Source organism: Paenibacillus sp. FSL K6-4396, from assembly GCF_038002525.1.
In the GTDB taxonomy this organism is placed as follows: Bacteria; Bacillota; Bacilli; order Paenibacillales; family Paenibacillaceae; genus Paenibacillus; species Paenibacillus amylolyticus_B.
The window spans coordinates 6,825,710-6,845,656 of record NZ_JBBOCR010000001.1; the positions used below are offsets into that span (position 1 = coordinate 6,825,710).

17 protein-coding genes are annotated in these 19,947 nt (G+C 46.9%); 6 read left to right on the top strand and 11 right to left on the bottom strand.

The features are described 5' to 3' along the window. Positions 1–173: 173 nt before the first annotated feature. The 4 genes from MHB85_RS29805 to MHB85_RS29820 all read right to left on the bottom strand — a co-directional run bounded on the left by MHB85_RS29805 (position 174) and on the right by MHB85_RS29820 (position 6,737). Positions 174–1,520, bottom strand: a complete 1,347-nt coding sequence (locus MHB85_RS29805; protein ID WP_105600408.1) for a cryptochrome/photolyase family protein — start codon at positions 1,518–1,520, stop codon at positions 174–176. Positions 1,521–1,547: 27 nt separating this feature from the next. Next, the gene (locus MHB85_RS29810; RefSeq protein WP_341074148.1) at positions 1,548–2,711 is read right to left on the bottom strand and encodes a response regulator; all 1,164 of its coding nucleotides are present in this window, start codon (positions 2,709–2,711) and stop codon (positions 1,548–1,550) included. Between the two features lie 261 nt (positions 2,712–2,972). Continuing rightward, positions 2,973–6,050, bottom strand: coding sequence for an ATP-binding protein (locus tag MHB85_RS29815; RefSeq protein WP_341074150.1), 3,078 nt, complete (start codon positions 6,048–6,050; stop codon positions 2,973–2,975). A 258-nt stretch (positions 6,051–6,308) separates the two neighbouring features. Then, complete coding sequence (locus tag MHB85_RS29820; protein ID WP_341074153.1) at positions 6,309–6,737, bottom strand: SRPBCC family protein; 429 nt, start codon at positions 6,735–6,737, stop codon at positions 6,309–6,311. Positions 6,738–6,964: 227 nt separating this feature from the next. On the opposite strand from MHB85_RS29820, the gene MHB85_RS29825 reads away from it, so the two are divergent. Then, the gene (locus MHB85_RS29825) at positions 6,965–7,747 is read left to right on the top strand and encodes a class I SAM-dependent methyltransferase (RefSeq protein WP_341074154.1); all 783 of its coding nucleotides are present in this window, start codon (positions 6,965–6,967) and stop codon (positions 7,745–7,747) included. 289 nt (positions 7,748–8,036) lie between these two features. Here MHB85_RS29825 and MHB85_RS29830 read toward each other — a convergent pair whose 3' ends face one another. Both MHB85_RS29830 and MHB85_RS29835 read right to left on the bottom strand, forming a co-directional pair. Then, the gene (locus MHB85_RS29830; RefSeq protein ID WP_210109384.1) at positions 8,037–9,071 is read right to left on the bottom strand and encodes an NADH:flavin oxidoreductase/NADH oxidase; all 1,035 of its coding nucleotides are present in this window, start codon (positions 9,069–9,071) and stop codon (positions 8,037–8,039) included. Positions 9,072–9,119: 48 nt separating this feature from the next. Then, positions 9,120–9,311, bottom strand: coding sequence for a tautomerase family protein (locus tag MHB85_RS29835; protein WP_017691642.1), 192 nt, complete (start codon positions 9,309–9,311; stop codon positions 9,120–9,122). Between the two features lie 413 nt (positions 9,312–9,724). Here MHB85_RS29835 and pepT point away from each other — a divergent pair, with 413 nt between their 5' ends. Further along, positions 9,725–10,963 (top strand): peptidase T, encoded by a 1,239-nt coding sequence (pepT, locus tag MHB85_RS29840; RefSeq protein WP_091012501.1) that lies wholly within the window; start codon positions 9,725–9,727, stop codon positions 10,961–10,963. A 144-nt stretch (positions 10,964–11,107) separates the two neighbouring features. Here the strand turns inward: pepT and MHB85_RS29845 are convergent, their stop codons facing one another. Next, positions 11,108–11,800, bottom strand: a complete 693-nt coding sequence (locus tag MHB85_RS29845; protein ID WP_091012499.1) for a Crp/Fnr family transcriptional regulator — start codon at positions 11,798–11,800, stop codon at positions 11,108–11,110. A gap of 664 nt (positions 11,801–12,464) precedes the next feature. Here MHB85_RS29845 and MHB85_RS31260 point away from each other — a divergent pair. Further along, positions 12,465–12,923, top strand: a complete 459-nt coding sequence (locus tag MHB85_RS31260; protein ID WP_244661104.1) for a methyl-accepting chemotaxis protein — start codon at positions 12,465–12,467, stop codon at positions 12,921–12,923. Between the two features lie 96 nt (positions 12,924–13,019). Here MHB85_RS31260 and MHB85_RS29855 read toward each other — a convergent pair whose 3' ends face one another. Further along, positions 13,020–14,456, bottom strand: a complete 1,437-nt coding sequence (locus MHB85_RS29855; RefSeq protein ID WP_192135241.1) for an alanine/glycine:cation symporter family protein — start codon at positions 14,454–14,456, stop codon at positions 13,020–13,022. Positions 14,457–14,785: 329 nt separating this feature from the next. On the opposite strand from MHB85_RS29855, the gene MHB85_RS29860 reads away from it, so the two are divergent. Next, the gene (locus tag MHB85_RS29860; RefSeq protein ID WP_091012493.1) at positions 14,786–15,715 is read left to right on the top strand and encodes a response regulator; all 930 of its coding nucleotides are present in this window, start codon (positions 14,786–14,788) and stop codon (positions 15,713–15,715) included. 173 nt (positions 15,716–15,888) lie between these two features. Here MHB85_RS29860 and MHB85_RS29865 read toward each other — a convergent pair whose 3' ends face one another. Then, complete coding sequence (locus MHB85_RS29865) at positions 15,889–16,065, bottom strand: aspartyl-phosphate phosphatase Spo0E family protein (RefSeq protein ID WP_091012492.1); 177 nt, start codon at positions 16,063–16,065, stop codon at positions 15,889–15,891. Positions 16,066–16,500: 435 nt separating this feature from the next. Between MHB85_RS29865 and MHB85_RS29870 the strand changes: the two genes are divergently transcribed. Both MHB85_RS29870 and MHB85_RS29875 read left to right on the top strand, forming a co-directional pair. Further along, entirely contained in the window at positions 16,501–17,124 is a 624-nt protein-coding gene (locus tag MHB85_RS29870) for an acetate uptake transporter (protein WP_091012490.1), read from the top strand. 402 nt (positions 17,125–17,526) lie between these two features. Continuing rightward, positions 17,527–18,039, top strand: coding sequence for an acyl-CoA thioesterase (locus tag MHB85_RS29875; protein WP_091013218.1), 513 nt, complete (start codon positions 17,527–17,529; stop codon positions 18,037–18,039). A gap of 35 nt (positions 18,040–18,074) precedes the next feature. Here the strand turns inward: MHB85_RS29875 and MHB85_RS29880 are convergent, their stop codons facing one another. Together MHB85_RS29880 and MHB85_RS29885 are read right to left on the bottom strand one after the other, a co-directional pair. Next, complete coding sequence (locus tag MHB85_RS29880) at positions 18,075–19,151, bottom strand: anthranilate phosphoribosyltransferase (RefSeq protein WP_341074155.1); 1,077 nt, start codon at positions 19,149–19,151, stop codon at positions 18,075–18,077. A gap of 19 nt (positions 19,152–19,170) precedes the next feature. Then, entirely contained in the window at positions 19,171–19,764 is a 594-nt protein-coding gene (locus MHB85_RS29885) for an ANTAR domain-containing response regulator (RefSeq protein ID WP_091012487.1), read from the bottom strand. Between the last annotated feature and the right edge of the window lie 183 nt (positions 19,765–19,947).

Here is a 19,947-nt window from a genome sequence, read left to right on the forward strand (position 1 = left end):
TTAACAATTACTAAATTTCCAACACATTTCACACTATTTTCATGTCTATATATGTAAAAAAGACCGCGAGTACGCGGTCTGTGGAACATCCTGCTCTCAACCAAATGAATATTGGATCAACCGGATGAGAATGGTAAATTTGGGTTGGGACATGATCACGCCCCTGACTGAGTCTACTTCCCACGACTCGCCAGAATCTGTTTGTACACCTCAATTGCTGCCTGTCTTGATGCCTTTAGATCCACAATGGCATCCTTGCGCGGCTGATGAATGTCTTTGCTGTGCAAGTCTTTCAATTCAGGCAACCACTTGCGAATATAATCGCCTTGCGGATCATATTTCTCGGACTGCGTTACCGGGTTGTTCACCCGAAAATACGGAGCCGCATTCTCCCCAAGCGAGGCACACCATAGCCAGTTACCACGGTTCTGAATGTTATCATAGTCACTCAGCTTGCGCCTGAAATAGGCTTCACCCAAGGTAAACGGACATTGCAGGTTTTTGGTGAGAAACATCGCCGTGAGAATCCGCAACCGGTTTGGCATATGTCCGGTTTCATTCAGTTCCGTCATAGCTGCATCAATAATTGGAATGCCTGTCTCCGCCTTGCACCACCGTTCAAAATGATCGTCATGGAGGGACGAGAGATCGTACACCTTTTCATATGTAAAATAGTGACTCTCATAGACCGCCCGATACAGATAGAAGTCGCGGAAACACAGCTGCCTGATCCACTCTCCAGCTTCCGCCGTGCGATTCGCGGCATCGTACATTTTGCGGATAGACACGGCTCCAACCGCTACATACGAACTGAGATGACTCGGCTCGTAAGCCTCATATTCATCTCGATGATCCCCATATTCAGCAATTCGATCCGATAAGAATTCATCCAACAGCAGATGCGGGTCCTCGTCATTCGAACCACTGCCCTCCAGCAACTCTGAAGGTACCCTCATCGCATCCGGCCATTCAATCGGACGATCACTCACCTTCAACTCGGCAACGGTTGTTGCCGAAGGAGGATTGGGATGTTCATTCATGAATTCCACCCACCGCCGATGGAAAGCCGCAAATACCTTATAAGGCTCCGACTTGCCCGTGAAATTCGCGAATCCATTCAGATCCATCAGCAGATGATCTGTCAGTTGTGTGAACGAAACCTCGCGTGCCTCACTGACTTTGCGTATGGCCCTATCCCGCTCGATTGCATATGGCGTCATGTCCCGATGGACCACAATCTCGTCAATCTCACCTTTGAATTCGTTCAGGATGAATTCAACCACTTCAGCCGGTTTGCCGTAAGCAACATGCAGTTTTCGTTTGGCTTCAAGATACTGCCTGCCTAATTCCGCTGCGTGCTGCCTGAAATTCACACCGCTGTGTTCCTTCTCTCGGCCTTGCCGCAGGAGGAATGAATCATAGATGAGAATATGCACACTCTCTTCTTGGTGTTCCCGCAAATAGTCGAATGCGGCCAGATCATCCGTACGCAAGTCTTTGCGGTGTATGAATAGCTTCATGCCCCACCCTCCTGTCTGATCTTACGTCTATTTATCCGTCAGGCTCTGATATAACCTGCTTGTTTCCGGCTCTGGCTGATGTCCCAGATCCTCATTTAATGTCAATGTAAATGAATGATACAAACGAAGTATGCCTTGCTGATCATCCATGGATGCATACACTTCCATCATGAGTCGGCAGATCTCTTCCGAATAAGGCTCCCGTTCCTGTAATATCGTTAATTGCTCAATCGCTTCCTTGCCACGCCCATGCTCCATGTCCCATCTCGCGATATCCATAACCAGCGCTGTATACTTGCGTCTGAGTTCCCTTGCTTTGGCCTGTGCCCAACGATAATCATGCTCTTCCAGATAATCGCCACGATAAAGCGGAATCATATGCTTCAAGTCACCAATATTGTCTGATGTGATGACGTTGTAGACCATGGCTTTTTCAAATTGATCCACATCACTTACCAGATTGCCTGATAACAGACGATAACGGTTCATATTGTACTCCAGCTTGCCTGTCATGTTCCATTCCTTAAAAAGCTTTCGAATCTGGTACACGGAAGTATGTAGATGGGTTAATCCCTTTTCCTGGGAAACATCACCCCATAGCTTATCCAGCAGAATCTCCTTGCTTACCCATTCTTCCCTGTGATGAAACAAAAAAGCAAACAATTCCTGTGATTTGGTTGTGCGCCACTTATGTTTCTTGGCACCCTGATCCAAACTTCTGTAGATATCCAGATGTTTGAACGTTAGCAGCCCCGGAACTTCAGTATCCAACTCCACAGGTACGGGTTCCGATCCCTGTACCTCGGCGGTGGCTGCAACTTGGGAATGATGCGACATTATGCCCGCGATTCGATCAACGGTTTTGGACAATCGGGTCGAGCTTACCGGTTTCAGTACATAATCCAGTGCATGCAGTTCAAATGCTTCCACTGCATGGTCCGCATAAGCCGTAACAAAGATAATACGAATACTCTGATCCAATTGCTGTATATATTCAGCCGCTTCCAGGCCATTCATCTCCGGCATTCCAATGTCCAAAAATACAACATCTACACGTTCCTTTGCCAGAAAATGCAGACCATCACGAGCTGTCGAAAAACATTGCACGGGTGTAATTCGTCCGTCCGTTCGTAGTAGTCGCTCCAGATGAAGCTGCGCTGGCTTCTCATCATCGATCACAATGGCTCTCACCGTTCTTTCAGCCTCCTGCCATGAAAGATTCAATTAGAATGCCGATTTTATCGGCATCCGCTTATTAGGGCGTGTCTCAAAACTCGCTGAAGTGCATCTTTTACCGCCTTTTCGCCCCCTGCTGCGTCACTTTCCCTTGACGTGCCCCGGCACGCCTGCGTAAAACTTCCTGGCTTGGAACGAAAATTCGGCAAAATCTGCTTCCTTCGGAGTTTTCAGACACCCCCTAGTCTGTTAACCATAATTGCTTAACTCGGCACACTATTTGGCATAATCCACCTTTTGCACAGGGATGCGGAACCGAATCTGTGTGCCTTTACCCACATGGCTATGAATCTCCATTCCTTGACCATAGAGAGACATCAGGCGACGGTTTATATTTTGCAGCCCGACACCTCCAGGACCTTCGGTGTTCCCAGACTTGACCTGAGCCATACGCTCGGGAGGGATACCCACACCATCATCCTGAACCTGTACGACCACATGCTCACTCTCTTTGAAAATCCTAAGATGAACTGTCCCGCCGGCTGCCCGCTCCATCACGCCGTGTCGAATGGCATTCTCCACAAGTGGCTGGATACTTAGAGGTGGCAGATAGAGCTGCACATCCGGTTCCACCTCATATTCAACCACCAGTCTTTCCTCAAATCTGGCCTGTTCCAGATGCACATACGATTCCACCAATTCCAGCTCTTTGGTCAAAGGAACAAGCTGCTCCCTGTTCTGGAAGTCAAAACTTCCGCGCAGGTAATGACTGAGTTCAATCAGCAGATCGGTTGCTTTGTCCGGATTCACTGCACAGGTCGCGATAATGACATTGAGTGCATTATATAGGAAGTGAGGCTTGATCTGGGCCTGCAAAAAGGCCATTTCGGTCCGGATAGCTTCCTGTACCGAACTCCGCATTTCAATTAACGTCCGAACTCTGGCTCGCAATTCACCAGCATCCACCGGTTTGCTCAGAAAGTCATTGGCTCCCGCCTGAAATCCGTGTTTGATATCCTCAGGCAACCCTCGGGCAGTGAGCATCAGAATCGGCAACTCAGACAAGGAACTGTGCTCGCGCAGCTTGCGACATAACTCAAGCCCGGACATCTTAGGCATCATCCAGTCCGTAATAACAAGATCAATGGACGGGAATTCTTCACGGAGTTTCAATGCAGTGGACCCGCTGTCCGCTGCAATCACACGATACCGTTCCGTCGATAACAGGTTAAGCAAAACCTGTCGATTGACGGGATCATCGTCTACAATCAGAATCGTGTGCTCGGATTCTGCAAGATCTTCCTGCTCATCTGACTCTCTTGTCACAAACTCCTTTGCTCCCGCCCCCTGTGCAGCAACATATCGTGCCACAGTTGGTTTCGAATGAGATTGCAGCAGAGGCAACTTCATCACAGGCAGGGTGAAATGAAAGATCGAACCTTGCCCCGGCTCCGATTCAACCCAGATCTCACCACCGCCAAGTTCAACGAGTTTTCGCGTAATACTCAGACCCAGTCCGGTTCCATGATTCAATCGCTCAATCGTGCCGTTACTCTGCTCATACGCCTGGAAGATATCCTCCTGTTTGTCCAAGGCAATACCCACCCCTGTATCAGCGACTGATACCTTCACCCAATCCCCTTCAACACTAGCGTACAATCGAATCTCACCCTGCTCAGTATACTTATAGGCGTTACCCAGCAAGTTATACAGAACTTGCCTTAGGCGATCTTCGTCTGTCTCAACAAGTGGCAAGGACTGGGGCCATTGTTGAATCAATATAACCGGCTTGTCTTCAAACGTGAAACCCGAGACTTCAACCACAGTACGAGCAACGGATTCCAGATCAACAGCTACCCGTTTCAACTCAATTTCACTATTTTTTAATTTGGCAAAATCCAAAATGTCGTTAACCAGCAGTGACAGGCGCTTGCCGGTTGAAGTAATCATGGACAGATTTTTGGCTTGCTTGGGCGTAACTGCTCCGGCAGCTCCTTCCAGCATCGATTGCGCAATATTAATAATGCCGTGCAGGGGAGTTCGCAGCTCATGCGACGTGTTCGCCATGAACTCGTCCTTGAGGCTGTCAATGGCAAGTAATCGCTCCGACAGGGCTTCCACGTCCCGGAAAGATTGTGCGAAACGGATTGCGGTCACAATCATCTGGGCAATTACAAATAATAAAAGTTCAATCAGCGCGAAGAATGCTGTGTCTACGGCAGTAAACGCACCAATCGTGTGTAGCACAACAACCATGAGTATGCTCATCATGCTCACCAGTGCAAAATGGCTGTCATTGTTACGTCCTTTTAACCAATAGAACATGGCTCGCAGTGAATAGAACATGACAACAAGCGAGATCAGCAGCATAGGAATCTCAAAAGTCGAGAAAAGCGTCGGAGGAAGCGTTAGACCCACAATGGTTTGGGCAACGATTAGCACGACAGCCAATCGAACAAACCACTGATGAACCGCTCCCGGTACACGGGCATCCATATACCGAAGTAAAAAGTAATACGCAAAGGCTGAACTAAGGAGTTGAATCCGAAGCATCTCATTATTGGTCAGGAACGGTACAAACGTTCCCAGTAACTTCTCCCCATGGGTCAGAGCGTATACCGCACCAGAAAGGCTGAATAATCCGAGGAAACGAAGCTCCCTCTCCGTACGCCTTAATCTGAACAGAAGTAGAAAAAAGGCGGCTGGCAAGATAAAACCAAATAAGGTCATCAGATCCTTGAGCCAATCTTGTTGCTGGCTTTTCAGAATACTATGCTCGTCTCCAAACAAAATGGGCGCCACAATGCCCCCAGAAGAATAACTATAGTTCGATACCTGAATGATAATGTCAGCCGTGTTGCCCTCAATGGACGTGAATCCTGTAAAGGGCAGATTTAATTGTAAATCTGTTCCCGGTGTCATTCCTGGCAGGCCTTTGCCGCCAATCTCTTTACCATCAATAAATACCCGGTGTGCCATGCGTATATTCCGCGTGCGTATACCATAATCGTTTTTCGTCGTTCGGGGTGTAAGCTGGACTTGCAAATGATAGGTCCCATACCCATGCGCTTGCCCCAGAGATTGGTTCCATCGGGCCGGAACCTGAGTACCAGACGAAGCAGGCAATGGCTTACGGCCAGATACACTCGCTTCAATATCTGCCGGGCTCAGCAACTGACCGGGGTAGAAATCCCAGTCTCCCTTTAAAGACGCTGCACCCATACGATCAAAGTTCCATTGGGTCAGGTCAATTTTTCCATCCATAGCCTGGGGATTACCACGCTCGTTAATTAACGTCTGGGCAATCCAGCCTAGCGGAAATATGACAATGCATATAAAACTTATGGTCAGCATAATCCAGTGTTTTCTCATCTATGTATTCCTTCCATCCACAATGGCGAGAGACGTCTAATTTTGTCGATTTATCACTAAAATTCATGTTACACGTTTCTGGTGCTCACGGAAATAGTTTCCGTATCATAATCGGTCAAATTCGTTATAATTTGAAGGATCTCTATCTGTTTTCGCCAGCTCTTGGTAAACCAAGAAACCCCAGGCCGAATTTCACCGGAATGAACGGGCGAAATGGCCTGGGGTTGATTGAATGAAGATTTATTTAACAACTTGGGCAAGCTTCTGAACGATTCCGGCCCATCCCTGTTCCATACGTTCGCGTACGATGGCGTGGGCCTGTCCAAACTCAGTCAGTTTATCCGCATCCCAACCGCTGTGAATCAGTGTGAAATCCGTACCTTCGGGCTGTTCATTCAGTTGGAACGTCAACGTCCAGTCCTTACCCCAGCGGAATGACAGCTTGTGCAGCGGAAGAACTTCCGTCACCTGACATGGTGATTGGCCGAAGGGGCCTGCTTCCAATATAAACTCATGACCCTCCACAGGTTCCAGATTGCCCGGCATGAACCAGGTTTTCAGTCCCTGCTCGGTCGAGACCATCTCCCACACCTTCTCTACAGGTGCATGGAGCACAAGTTCCTGCCGGATATCTGGCAGTGCACTTGATGAACTTGATGATGAATCCATTCGAATCACCTCCTTATACATTTCATTTCGTATAACTACCCGAATAGAAGTTGACCTCCGCTTTATCCCCACCCTATAATTGGAACATATTACATAAAAGGTGCGTGATTCCTATGATAGTCTGCTCTGAAAAATCCAATTCCAACCGTTGCCGGAAGGGATTATTTTAACGTATTCCCTTCCCCTTTTGCAATTCATTACATCAAAATGTGGGGGATACTTACACGATGTCTTTCAGTTATTATGGTCCATTGTGCACTGCCGTTTATGATCTAACCAAACCCGTGGGATACTCCTGGGGAGGAGACATCGAATTCTATCGTCACTATCTTCAGCGCTGCAAAGGACGGATCCTTGAAGCCATGTCGGGATCAGGCCGAGTGCTCATTCCTTTGCTTGAGGCAGGCCTGAAGGTGGATGGACTTGATTATTCAACCGATATGATTGACTCTTGCCGTTCTCGTTGCACCGAGCGGGCATTACCTATGCCTGAGCTGTTCGTTGCCGATCTGGAGGAGCTTGACCTTCCATATCGATACGAGGCAATTATCATTCCCGGAGGTTCTCTGCTCCTCATCCAAGACAGACAGGCGTCGATTAACGTATTACGTAATCTATTTCAGCATTTAGAACCTGGCGGCAGGCTTGTGTTTGATCTGTTTCTGCCCGATGTGACACAACCCTCTTCTGTGGAAACATCAACCGTTTCATTACCCGATGGCGATACAATCACGGTAGAAGTGAAAAACATTGAAGTGAACCTTCTTCAACAGTACAAAGTGAGTCTGATCCGCTACGAACAATGGCATCAGGGTTCTCTTGTTGCTACGGAGCTGCAACAACTCACTCTACGTTGGTACGGCATAGAAGAGTTACGCCTCATTCTCGAAAACATTGGTTTCTCTGACATTAAAGTGTACGCCGATTTCAACCCGAATCAGCCACCTACACAGTCGAATCAAAAATTCGTCTATGAAGCAACTCGAAGAACGCAGTCATCCGTAATTTAGTATACATGCTTCTCATCATACAAATCAGGCCACAGCATGAGTTTTAACCCATGCTGTGGCCTGATTTACTATATAAGATTTGCAATAACATTTACACGAGAACGCAGAGGACAGAAATAGCCTGAAGAAGCGACGCTACAAGCTTTCTGCAAGAAAGCTGCATCGAAAGCATACACTTCGCCTTTACTCAGATTTGCACCTTTGAAAAAGTGAATCAAAAAATCTGAGGATAACAGCGATCGGAAGGTTATTCTGTCATCGGAGTGGCAAGTGTAACTGTTAGTGCAAATTAGTATCCACGAGAATATTGCTCCGCAATGGCAGCTTGATCCTTGCTGACACCCAGTTCCAGAGCGGCATGGTTCGCCCAGTACGGATCACGCAGCATGCCTCTGCCCACGGCAACCAGATCCGCGTCGCCGTTTCCAATCACCGCCTGAGCCAATGCTGCATCCTCCAGCATACCCACTGCGATGACAGGAACGTTAAGTTCTTCACGGAAGCGACGGGCAAATGGTACCTGATACCCCGGATAGTTCCCCGGTTTCCGCTGTCCCGAAGGTCCTTCGCCACCTGAACTGATATGGAACATGTCCACGCCTGCGTCTTGGTAAGCACGAGCGATATTGATCGTATGGTCGATATCATACCCGCCATCCGCGTATTCGACAGCCGAAATCCGCATAATTAGCGGCATATCTGCTGGCATTTCTTTTTTCACTGCCCGAATGACTTCAACGCCGAAACGGGACAGATCCTGCCCATATACATCCTCACGATGGTTCATCAGCGGGGAATGGAACTGGTGGATCAGGTATCCATGGGCACCGTGCAACTCAATGGTATCGACTCCAGCCTGGACTGCGCGGCGAACACCGTCTGCGAACTTCTGCACCATAGCTTCTACCTCTTCCGTACTTAATGCACGAGGTTCCTTGTACTTTTCTCCCGGGAATGTAACTACCGATGGAGCAACCGGCTGCGCTGCATCCTCTGCTTTTCGTCCTGCATGTGCGATCTGAATAGCTACTTTGGAGCCGTAGGCATGAATTCCATCTACAAGTTTGGTGAAGGCAGGCACATGCTCATCTGACCATATACCCAAGTCATTATCCGTAATACGTCCATCCGGATCTACATCGGTCATCTCGATTACAATCAGTCCTGTTCCTCCAACCGCACGGCTCACATAGTGAACCTGATGCCAATCGTTCGGAATGCCGTCCTTCGCAGTGACAGAATATTGGCACATTGGTGCCATGACGACACGGTTATTTAATTGCAGACTCTTGAATTGATAAGGGGAAAATAATTGTTCAGTCATTAATTCTACATCTCCTGTTCCATGATCATGATATATATGAAGCCTTACTTATTTGTCTAAGTCCGAAAACAGTTTTCCGTTCTTGCCGTAATTGTCCTTCTCCAAATCCTCAATGAAGATAAAGACTTTGCTCGGATCAACATCCAGTGTCTCACAAGCCACCTGAGTCATACGTTCAATCAACTGACGTTTCTGCTCAACCGACTTGCCTTCCAGTACCTTAACCGTGATAAATGGCATGTCTAGAACCCATCCTTTCTTCATCATTTATTATGAACCTGACGTATGGAAACACAAGTACGTACATTTTTGTGCCTTGGTACCCTTTTTGATACCTAGTCATCCTCCTATTTCCGATCTACCCCATTCTGGAAATGACTGCAAAACATGATATGATAACCGTAGAGAACCACAATAATTACTATACCCAATTTACATAAGTTGTGACTAACGGTTACACGATAACGGAGAGGGCAGAAATAACCTGTAGAAGCGGAGCGTTCGCCTTTATCCTCAGATTTTCACCTTTGTAAAAGTGGATCAAAAAATCTGGGGATAACAGCGATCAGAAGGTTATTCTGGCCTCATAGTGGATCAGTGTAAAAACAAGTAGCTCAACTTAAATACTACTCAAGCTAGGGAGAGGTTATTATATGAAAGATATATTAATTCAAAGACTGAGTACTTATGTTCAGATGGATACCCAATCCGATGAAAATAGCGAGACATGCCCTTCCACACACGGCCAACTGGCCTTGGGCAAACTGCTCGTTGAAGAATGTACCTCCATTGGTCTGCAAGATGTGACGATGGATGAGAATGGTTATGTCATGGCTACACTGCCATCCAATACCGACAAGGATGTTCCCGTAATTGGTTTCCTGGCTCACCTCGATACAGCGACCGACTTTACTGGCAAAAATGTTAAACCACAGGTTATCGATAACTACGACGGTGCTGACATTGTGCTGAACTCGGAACTGGATGTAGTGCTGTCCAACAAGGATTTCCCGGAACTGCACGAGTATAAAGGCCACACCCTGATCACAACCGATGGTACAACGTTGCTTGGTGCAGATAATAAGGCAGGCATTGCCGAGATCATGACGGCGATGGCCTATCTGATTGAGCACCCGGAAGTGAAACACGGTAAGATTCGGGTTGCTTTTACCCCGGATGAAGAGATTGGCCGTGGACCGCACAAGTTTGATGTAGCTGCTTTTGGAGCCAAATATGCGTACACAGTCGATGGCGGACCACTTGGTGAACTGGAATACGAGAGCTTTAACGCAGCTGCCGCTAAAATCACCGTACGAGGCACCAATGTGCATCCCGGAACAGCGAAGGATAAGATGGTGAACTCCCTGAAAATTGCGATGGAATTGAATCGACGCCTGCCTGTGGAGGAAGCTCCTGAATTCACGGACGGTTATGATGGTTTCTACCATCTGTTGTCTCTGGAGGGTGACGTTGAACTGACAAAGATGAGCTACATCATCCGTGATTTCGACCGGGAGAAGTTTGAAGAGCGCAAAACAAATCTATTGAATATCGCGAACGAACTGAAGACCAAGTATGGAGAGAAAAGCATCACGGTTGAATTGAATGACCAGTACTATAACATGCGTGAGAAAATTGAACCCGTACGCCAGATCGTGGACATTGCCCATGAAGCCATGACACGATTGGACATCGAACCTGTTATTCGCCCCATCCGGGGAGGAACAGACGGTTCCCAACTATCCTATATGGGCATGCCTACACCAAATATCTTCACTGGTGGTGAGAACTACCACGGCAAATTTGAATATGTATCGGTAGACAATATGGTGAAGGCCACCCGTGTCATTGTAGAGATCGCTCAATTGTTCGAGCAGCGCGGAGATATCTAATCCACTTGACGTGCAGTGCACAAAGAATACAAAGAGTACCCCTTCGTATATTCGGGAGGGTGCTCTTTGTTATGCCATATTGTATTTTGTTGTACCGCGTCATGTCGTACAGATATGCTGGCTTGATCTTTATTTTAGATGCCATTACTCATATATATTGCCCCCCGCGATGGCACGCAACTGTTCCAGATCACAGATCAGAAGCTTACGCTGCACTTTGCGAATAATATTTCGATTACACAGATCTTGAACAACTCTATTAAGATGTCTATAGCTGGTGCCCAGCATATCGGCCAGTTCGGTGAGCTTGGAAGTCTGGATCTCTTCCGAAGAAGACTCGTCCTGGCCCATTGTGGACAACAGATAGCTGGCAAATCGACTCTCGACCGGATATAACATATTCAGACTCGACAGGTTGGAAAAGGTATACAATTTGTGCGTAACTTGGCTCAGCATAAAGTGGAGAAACTTAGGGTTCTCTGCATAGGTATTCTGGAGAGCGCGATAGCTGATACCCAGCAGCAGGCTTTTACTCACAGACTCTACCGTATTCATAGCCTCCTTGCCATTTACCAGTTCCAAATCTCCCACAAGCGCAAGTGGTGTACTGAAACGAAGCAACAGAGACTTTCCGTTAGGCAGGGTGGTATAGATCTTGAGCTTGCCCTGCACGAGAAAATACAATCGCTCGGGTCGCTCACCTTTGGCACAGATCATCTCGCCCTTCGCAGCCTCAAGTAGTCGCAACTCAGCGAGTGAAGGCTCGTCCAGCACCTGATCCAACCCATTCTCACGGGCGAGTTGCCGCACAAGTCCAAAGTCCATGATTTCTTTCATTCCGACTTCCCCTCCGTTGTCGTATATAACCTATGTAAAAGGACATATGTCCTATATTTGATATACATCCGTACAAATATCTTGATATAAAAATAGTTACAACTAACACTTATATCCAATAAATCATTTCAAATGGTAAATACCTTAAAATTTAATCATAAAATGTTCATTCTTTCATGCAAAATGCCGTTCACGAAAAGTCATTTCCGTCCGATGAAAGATAGAGCATTCCATAGATCGTTAAAAATAATACATTCAAATATTGAAAGGATGGTCCTCTTCCATGAACGTTGTAGATGCCCTGCTTAAAGTAATGCCTTATATCAGCAAGATCCTTAGAGAACCAGCTAGTTTAACTGTATATGATCACGAAAAGGTATTGGAGGTTATTACCACCGACAAGTTTGACCTTGGTTTTGAAAAAGGAATGCCACTCTTGGAATCGTATCAAAACTTTTCCATCTTAAAAAACGGAAGAGAAGCTACTCTCGCTACTCTCTCCAAGGATGTTTATGGTATCGAACTGGATATTCTGAACATTCCGATCTTTGATGATCACCAGAAAGTTGTTGCTGTTTTCTGTGTATCTTACGACCAATCTAACCAGAACCAACTTGAGGATATTATACAAGAAAATCAAACCATCAATGGTAACCTCGTTGATATGGTGCAGCATGTCGCTGCTCATGCCGAAGAATTGCAAGCAACCAGTGAACAGATCTTGCAGAACACAAGACTTGCTGTTCAGAACTCTTCCCAAATCAACAAAGTAGCCGGGTTCATTCGTGAAATCTCTGAGCAAACCAACTTGCTTGGCCTGAATGCCGCTATTGAAGCCGCTCGTGTTGGTGAAGCTGGTGCCGGCTTCGGTGTGGTTGCTTCCGAAGTACGCAAACTCTCTGTGGATGCCAAACAAGCTACAAGTGATATCGATACCAGTCTGAGAGATGTACAACAGGTCATCAAACAAATGGAAGTTGAAGTCTCCCAGATTGCAGCCTCTTCACAGGAACAAGCAACGCTTGTATCCTCCTTTACGGATGTGATTGAGCAGCTTAATGAAACAGGGGAGCGAATGAAAGCTCTGTCCGAACAACTGATCAGCTATTCCGTTAAAAAGTAATGCAACAAACAGGACTCGGGTTGCCCATGATGGATAATCCAAGTCCTGTTGTTTGTTGTGTCCATTTTATATAACCAACCACGTTCAGATAAAATCTTAATTGGCTACATGTATTGATTTATCTCCAATAACCTCTTCTTCCGACTGCCAGCATTCAACTTCACCCGGAATATGAATCCGGTCCCGGGTAAAGACGGGATCACGTCCTTCAGCCTTCTGTTTCTTGTAGTCCTTCAGCGCTTCAAAGGTTACCTTGGACAGCATCAGGATGGCAATCAGGTTCACCACCACCATCAGCCCCATGAACAGGTCAGCCAAATCCCACACTAGCTGAACTTTGGCAACTGCGCCAAACACCACCATCGCGATGACGCAAATACGGTATACCCACAGCCAAACTTTGTTGGATTTGATAAACTCAATGTTGGTTTCTCCGTAGTAATAATTTCCGATTAGTGTACTGAAGGCAAACAGGAACACCATAACCGCCAGGAATCCCGATGCCCATGAACCAATATGTACACTTAATGCTGCCTGAGTTAATTCAATGCCACCCAGATCGGAACCTTTGTATACCCCGGATAACAAAATAATCATGGCAGTGCTTGTACATATCACTAACGTATCTGTCAGCACACCAAACGCCTGAATAAGTCCCTGTTTCACCGGATGTGTTGTATCCGCTGTTGCAGCAGCATTCGGGGCACTACCCATGCCTGCCTCATTGGAGAACAATCCGCGTTTCACACCGTTCATCAGTGCAGCGCCCAACGTTCCGCCAGCCACCTGTTCGATGCCGAAGGCACTTTTCACAATTAACGCAATCATGGCCGGAAGCTGGGTAATGTTCGCCAGCACCACAAAAGCCGCTACCCCAATGTACAATACGGCCAGTACAACGACGATGTATTCCGACGCTTTTGCAATCCGTTTGACACCGCCCATAATAATTCCTGCAAATATCACAGCCATAATGATACCCACCGTTAACCGATCCGTACCAAATGAGTTCTCAAATGCAACGGTAATCGTGTTAGACTGCACCGCATTAAAGACCAATCCAAATGAAAGCGTAATGAGAACGGCAAATAAAATCCCCATCCAGCGTTTGCCCAACCCACGTTCCATATAATATGCCGGACCCCCACGGAATCCACCTTTATCCTTCACTTTATAGATCTGGGCCAACGTACTCTCCACAAAACTGGAGGCTGATCCGATAATTGCAATGATCCACATCCAGAATATAGCACCAGGTCCCCCCAGTGCGATAGCCAGTGCAATACCGGTAATATTCCCTGTACCTACACGGGCCGCCATACTAATACAGAACGCCTGAAAAGGTGAAATTTTGCCTGGTTCCTTGCTTTTCGGCTCTAGAAGCACCTTCACCATATCTCCAATCATGCGGAATTGCATGAACCGGGTCTTGGTGGTGAAGTATATACCACATACTACCAATAGTATAATTAACACTTTGGACCATAGAAAATCATTGAAAATGACGACAATATCTTGTATTGTTTGCTCCATCGGTATGCCCCTTTTTATGGTGTATTTCAAGCACAGAGATGGACACGTGAAAAGTTTGTACCATTCTGCACAACACTAGCCCCAGACTTTGGGATGTTACTTATACTACAAGGGCATCTACGGAAATCGACAAATACCTACATGCAATTTATACATTTATTTTAAAAATGGGCTTTGACCGCCCAATCATTGTCATTTAACCTGACATGTCAGGTTCTATGCAAGAAGGAAAGGAACGATTACACTGGAACGAGAGTTCATCGCGGCGTTAACCGCCTTTACCATAGATTTATCAATCACACCATTCACAGAGAAAGGGAATGACTGACATGCGTTATTTTATCGTGGATGATGATCCTGGCGTTCGTTCCATGTTGATGGATATTATTGAGGATGAAGGCCTTGGCGATATTGCCGGGGAAGCTGAGGACGGAGCACATATTCACGCGGAACTGTTGGAACTGCATAAGGTGGATGTCCTGCTGATTGATCTGCTGATGCCCCAACGAGACGGGATTCAGACTGTGCGAGCGCTTGAAGGAAGGTTTGAGGGCAAGATCGTCATGATCTCCCAGATCGAGTCGAAAAATATGATCGGTGAAGCCTATTCACTAGGCATTGAATATTATATTACGAAGCCGATTAACCGGCTGGAGATTCTATCTGTTCTGCGGCTGGTGAGCGAAAGGCTGCGGATGCAGCAATCCATCGCAGATATCCAACGGACATTACAGGGATTGTCCGGTTTGAATTCTACCGAACGTGCTGCGGCTCCGGTTCCGGACAAAACAATCACGACTGCAGGACATTTCCTGCTGTCCGAGATGGGCATGATCGGTGAAGCGGGCAGCAGGGATCTGCTGGACATGCTGGAATATCTGGAGCAGGTAGAGACAGATGAGCATAAGCTGTCCCCCTATACGTTCCCATCTCTCAAAGACATCTTTCAGAACGTAGCGATACGCAAGCTGGGAGAGAACGCCACACTTGCAGAGATTAACAAGGAGATCAAGGCATCGGAACAACGTGTTCGCAGGGCCATCTTCCAGACGTTGAGCCATGTGGTTTCTCTGGGATTAACTGATTATACACATCCCAAGTTCGAGAACTATGCATCCAAATTTTTCGATTTTACCGAAATTCGCAAGAAAATGCTGGAGCTGCAAAACAATGTGGAGCCTTCCTTGTCCCAGACACGCATTAATACAAAAAAGTTCGTACAGGTATTATATTTGGAAGCCAAACGGTTGCTGCATTAAACAGATGCATGATGGATACGATGCAAAAACAAACGGGCATGAATATGACGCCGGTAGGATACCGCCTCTTCAACTGAGGCTGTCCATACCGGCTATATTCATGCCCGTCTGTACGATCAAGCGTTACAATCTATGTGATTTGTTCCATGTATAAAATTAAAATCGCTTTGGGTTCAGGCCCGTGAATGGTTTCGGCTAATTCGGTTATACTCATTAATCAATTCGTCCAATGCCATGGACTGCCGAATCACATCGGGATGCCCAAGACCACCCTTGTTATGCTCTACCAGCATATGAAGGTTATGTCTGGCCTTTTCTATTTTAATTTTCAAATCCAAACTCATAACCATGACCCCTGATACCTCCTTATTCTGTGAACCATTTTAGTTTTTCCTGTCAATCTATAGTTGGATTAACATATGGCATAGGAGACAAGGATGTTTTGTATTCTTCTCCAAATTTTGATAAAGATTATTTTATCACACAAGAGCTTATCCGAAAATGGCTGATATGACGCAATTTTAGTGGTATTATCGAGGGTTGGATTCTAACGTCCGGCCTCATCATTCACGGCCAGAACGGATTGTGTCGTAAATGTGTATATTGAAAAAACAAAAAGTCTATTGGTTCAAAAGGTAATAAAATCCCTTTCCATAATGGGGTCATTCAGGTACAATAGGGCGATGTGTGTGTCCGGACCCGGCGGATACAAATGATGTAATTTAGAGGACGGCCAACGACGGCCATTGATCCTGATTTGATATTATTGGAGGCTTATCATCACCATGCAGACCGATTCACAGACTAAAGTCAAAATTGTTAACGCCGATCCCAGCGCAATGGGATTATTTGGGTTGGCTATCGTAACCCTGGTCGCTTCTTCCCAAAAGCTTGGCATCACAGATGGACTTAGCTACGCTATTCCTTGGGCGATCTTCCTGGGTGCTTTTGCCCAGCTATTCGCATGTATTCAAGATTCCAAACGCAACAATACTTTTGGCACAACAGCTTTTGGTGCGTACGCATTCTTCTGGTTTGCCATGGCGGCCAACTGGATGATCAAAATGGGCGTATTTGGCTCCACTCTCGCTGAACAGGCCGATGGAAAGCAGCTCGGATTTGCTTTTGCCGGATACCTCGTATTCACCCTGTTCATGACGATCGGTGCGATTGAAGCGAATAAAGTATTGCTTATCATCTTCATTCTGATCGACTTCTTGTTCCTTGGCTTGACGTTTGACGCTTTCGGCGTAGCTCCTCACATTTTCCACACCATTGCAGCATACGCTGAAATGGCGATCGGAATTGTGTCCCTGTATGGTACAGGTGCTTCCGTACTGAACGCTCACTTCGGCTATGCGTTCTTGCCGATCGGCAAACCGTCCGGCATTTTCAAGCCCAAGGCTTAATATACAGCAGTAAACCGCCAGCGCGCCGGTCCGCGCCTGGCGGTTTTTTTGCAGTCCAAACTTCATTTGAATATGGTTCTGACCGACACCTATACTTAAAGATACTATATAAGTCAAACTAAACATTTACATAGAACGAAGAGGAGAGAAATAACTTGAAGAAGCGGAGCGATCGCCTCAAAGCTTTCTGAAAGAAAGCTGCATCGGAAGCATACGCTATCCCCGGATTTTCACTCTATAAAAAGGAATAATAAAAATCTGGGGATAACAGCGATCGGAGGGTTATTCTATCATCGGAGTGGCCGATGTAAATAATCTTTAGTTGAACTTATGTCACAGCAGCCATACTGTAAGGAGGAAAAAAGCATGAGAGAGATACCGAAACCAACGGAGATGGATCAGTTGGAGAAAAAATATGTACGCGAAACACGTTGTTTCAAGACGGCAAGGGTGTTCCCAACCGATGTCAACAATCATAATACGCTATTCGGCGGGAAGCTGATGTCCTACATCGATGATATTGCATCCATCGCCGCTTCCAAGCTATGCCGGGTCAATACCGTAACGGCTTCAACCGACTCCGTCGATTTCCTGTACCCGATTAACCCAACGGACTCGGTTACGCTTGAATCGTTCGCGTCCTGGACAGGACGAAGTTCCATGGAGATTTTTGTGAAGGTGATTCGAGAGGATCTGAAGACCGGAGAGAAGAAAATTGCGGCGACTGCATTTCTGACCTTTGTAGCCCTGGACGAAAATAATCGCAAACTGATCGTACCTCGTATTATCCCGGAGACCGAAGAAGAAAAGAAACTATACGAGACCGCTCCGGATCGAGCGGCCATGCGGAAAATGCGGCGGGAAGAGAGCAAGAAATTTGCTGACTTCCTGACCGTTACTTATCCTTGGGAGTAAGAATACGCTAAATATGCACAAGCTTAAACAACGATTTATCGGGACGATGCCGGATAGATGGACACCGCTCTGTTATCCGGCAGTTCGCCACCCATCGAGACACACCACTGTTGATAGATGCGATACGCTGCACCACTCTCCAGCAACCCCTGACAAGTGTATATGCCCTCTTCGATGGAATTGACACGCCCCGCCGCATACAAGCGGAATCCTCCATTTAACAAGACCTGATTCACAAAAGCAATATGACCATCGCCACATAATACACTTTCCGCCACTTCGAGCTGCTTGGCAGCCGTCCATACCAGTTCCGGCACAGGCATATCCAGTTCATAAGCTGCGGGGTCAATCAGTTCCAGCTTCATATCTCCGTCTTCTACTGCGTATACGCGGGTTGGCCGATCAATATACAGATCCTCAGAACCTTCCATTCCCTGTACAACATACGCACGGCGATAGTTAAACCGGGTGAGCAGCTTCGCGATCCGATCCAGAAAGGTATTATGAAACACACCAAACACCAAATACGGTGAATGGTTATAATCAATCAGTTTCTCTGCTGTGTTAAACACCGTACGGAATCCCAGCTCTTCCCGTAACGGACGAAGCTTGCGAAGAGGCTCACACCACTCCTCGGCGGATACGTACATGACACCCGAACGCAATGCAGCGCTCCGGGCAGCTTCCCGATCCATCTTGTGTGTATCAATACCCACTTCCTTCAAAAGTACCGACAACGTGACGCCCCACTTGGGTGGTAAAGGATCACTCCCGTGCAAAGTCACCGGCAACCCGGCCGCCGCGAGTACAAATGCAACCGGAAACGTGGCCATGAACGACTTTGTCCGTCCATCATAAGGACCGGCGCAGTCCAATCCATCCTGAAATATGGAGAAACGTTCCGCACTGTTACGACATGCATGAACAAAAGCTTCCAGTTCCTCAACGTTTTCCATTTTCATTCGTTCAGCCATGAGAAACGCAGCCGTCTGGGCAGGGGAAACCTCCTGTTTCAGGATTTTCTCTGCAACGGTCAGTGCTTCTGTATAATTCAGATCACGCGAGCCTCGTTTTCCACGTCCGACCTCTCGAAGTATGTGAGACATATCCATGGAGAATTCTCCTTCCAAATTAAGACTGGAGCAGTTGATGTGCCTTCACAATTGCCGTAGCTACATCGACCATCCGTTTGCGTTCATCCATCGCTTTCTTACGTAACAGGTCATAGGCTTCGGCCTCAGAGATCTGCTTCAGATCACTAAGAATGGCCTTCGCCATATCAATCCACTTTCGATCCTCCAGCCTGGATTGCAACTGCTTCCGTTCTTGCTCCCACTGTTTACGTTCCATGTAGCGCCGAGCTGCAAAGTGAAGCGTCCAGTGGATCTCGGGCCCGGTCATGGATGGTGTAAGTATCCCATCAAATGAAGTTTCGACCTCGCAGGATTCTGCGGAGGAAGAGGCCGTATCTGGCCCGCACCACCAGAGCAGCGGGGAATCAGCCTTCCCCTTTCCCAGGCAGTTCACCCAGTACTCCACATCAGCCAGCGACAGATGCAAGATGGACGCTTCCGCCTCACGGGCGAGCTTCAACGCTTCCGCTTCACTGCCTGCCACCTGTACATGGTACCCGTTCGCCCCCAGCAGTCTCTCCGGTGTCAGAGGGATTGCATCGGACGAATCAGCTATCGTCGACTGTATACGAATGACCAATAAAGATCGCATGATGGAGCAATCCCTCCCTAATTACGTATAATTAGAATCACATTATTTAAAGCGTTAACACAAGAAAGCGCTATATATGTTATATTACCTGACAAAAAAAATCAATCTGATTTTATAACTGATTTCGAGATAATAAATACAACAATCATGACGGATCGTCCTAGTAGCCCAAAAGAGTGAAAC

Excerpts from the sequence above, each read along its gene's own strand:
- MHB85_RS29845 (WP_091012499.1), bottom strand. The coding sequence starts at position 11,800 with ATGAAAGAAATCATGGACTTTGGACTTGTGCGGCAACTCGCCCGTGAG.
- MHB85_RS29830 (WP_210109384.1), bottom strand. The coding sequence starts at position 9,071 with ATGACTGAACAATTATTTTCCCCTTATCAATTCAAGAGTCTGCAATTA.
- pepT (WP_091012501.1), top strand. The coding sequence starts at position 9,725 with ATGAAAGATATATTAATTCAAAGACTGAGTACTTATGTTCAGATGGAT.
- MHB85_RS29880 (WP_341074155.1), bottom strand. The coding sequence starts at position 19,151 with ATGGATATGTCTCACATACTTCGAGAGGTCGGACGTGGAAAACGAGGC.
- MHB85_RS29820 (WP_341074153.1), bottom strand. The coding sequence starts at position 6,737 with ATGGATTCATCATCAAGTTCATCAAGTGCACTGCCAGATATCCGGCAG.
- MHB85_RS29885 (WP_091012487.1), bottom strand. The coding sequence starts at position 19,764 with ATGCGATCTTTATTGGTCATTCGTATACAGTCGACGATAGCTGATTCG.
- MHB85_RS29805 (WP_105600408.1), bottom strand. The coding sequence starts at position 1,520 with ATGAAGCTATTCATACACCGCAAAGACTTGCGTACGGATGATCTGGCC.
- MHB85_RS29860 (WP_091012493.1), top strand. The coding sequence starts at position 14,786 with ATGCGTTATTTTATCGTGGATGATGATCCTGGCGTTCGTTCCATGTTG.
- MHB85_RS31260 (WP_244661104.1), top strand. The coding sequence starts at position 12,465 with ATGGTGCAGCATGTCGCTGCTCATGCCGAAGAATTGCAAGCAACCAGT.
- MHB85_RS29855 (WP_192135241.1), bottom strand. The coding sequence starts at position 14,456 with ATGGAGCAAACAATACAAGATATTGTCGTCATTTTCAATGATTTTCTA.
- MHB85_RS29815 (WP_341074150.1), bottom strand. The coding sequence starts at position 6,050 with ATGCTGACCATAAGTTTTATATGCATTGTCATATTTCCGCTAGGCTGG.
- MHB85_RS29870 (WP_091012490.1), top strand. The coding sequence starts at position 16,501 with ATGCAGACCGATTCACAGACTAAAGTCAAAATTGTTAACGCCGATCCC.
- MHB85_RS29865 (WP_091012492.1), bottom strand. The coding sequence starts at position 16,065 with ATGGTTATGAGTTTGGATTTGAAAATTAAAATAGAAAAGGCCAGACAT.
- MHB85_RS29825 (WP_341074154.1), top strand. The coding sequence starts at position 6,965 with ATGTCTTTCAGTTATTATGGTCCATTGTGCACTGCCGTTTATGATCTA.
- MHB85_RS29835 (WP_017691642.1), bottom strand. The coding sequence starts at position 9,311 with ATGCCATTTATCACGGTTAAGGTACTGGAAGGCAAGTCGGTTGAGCAG.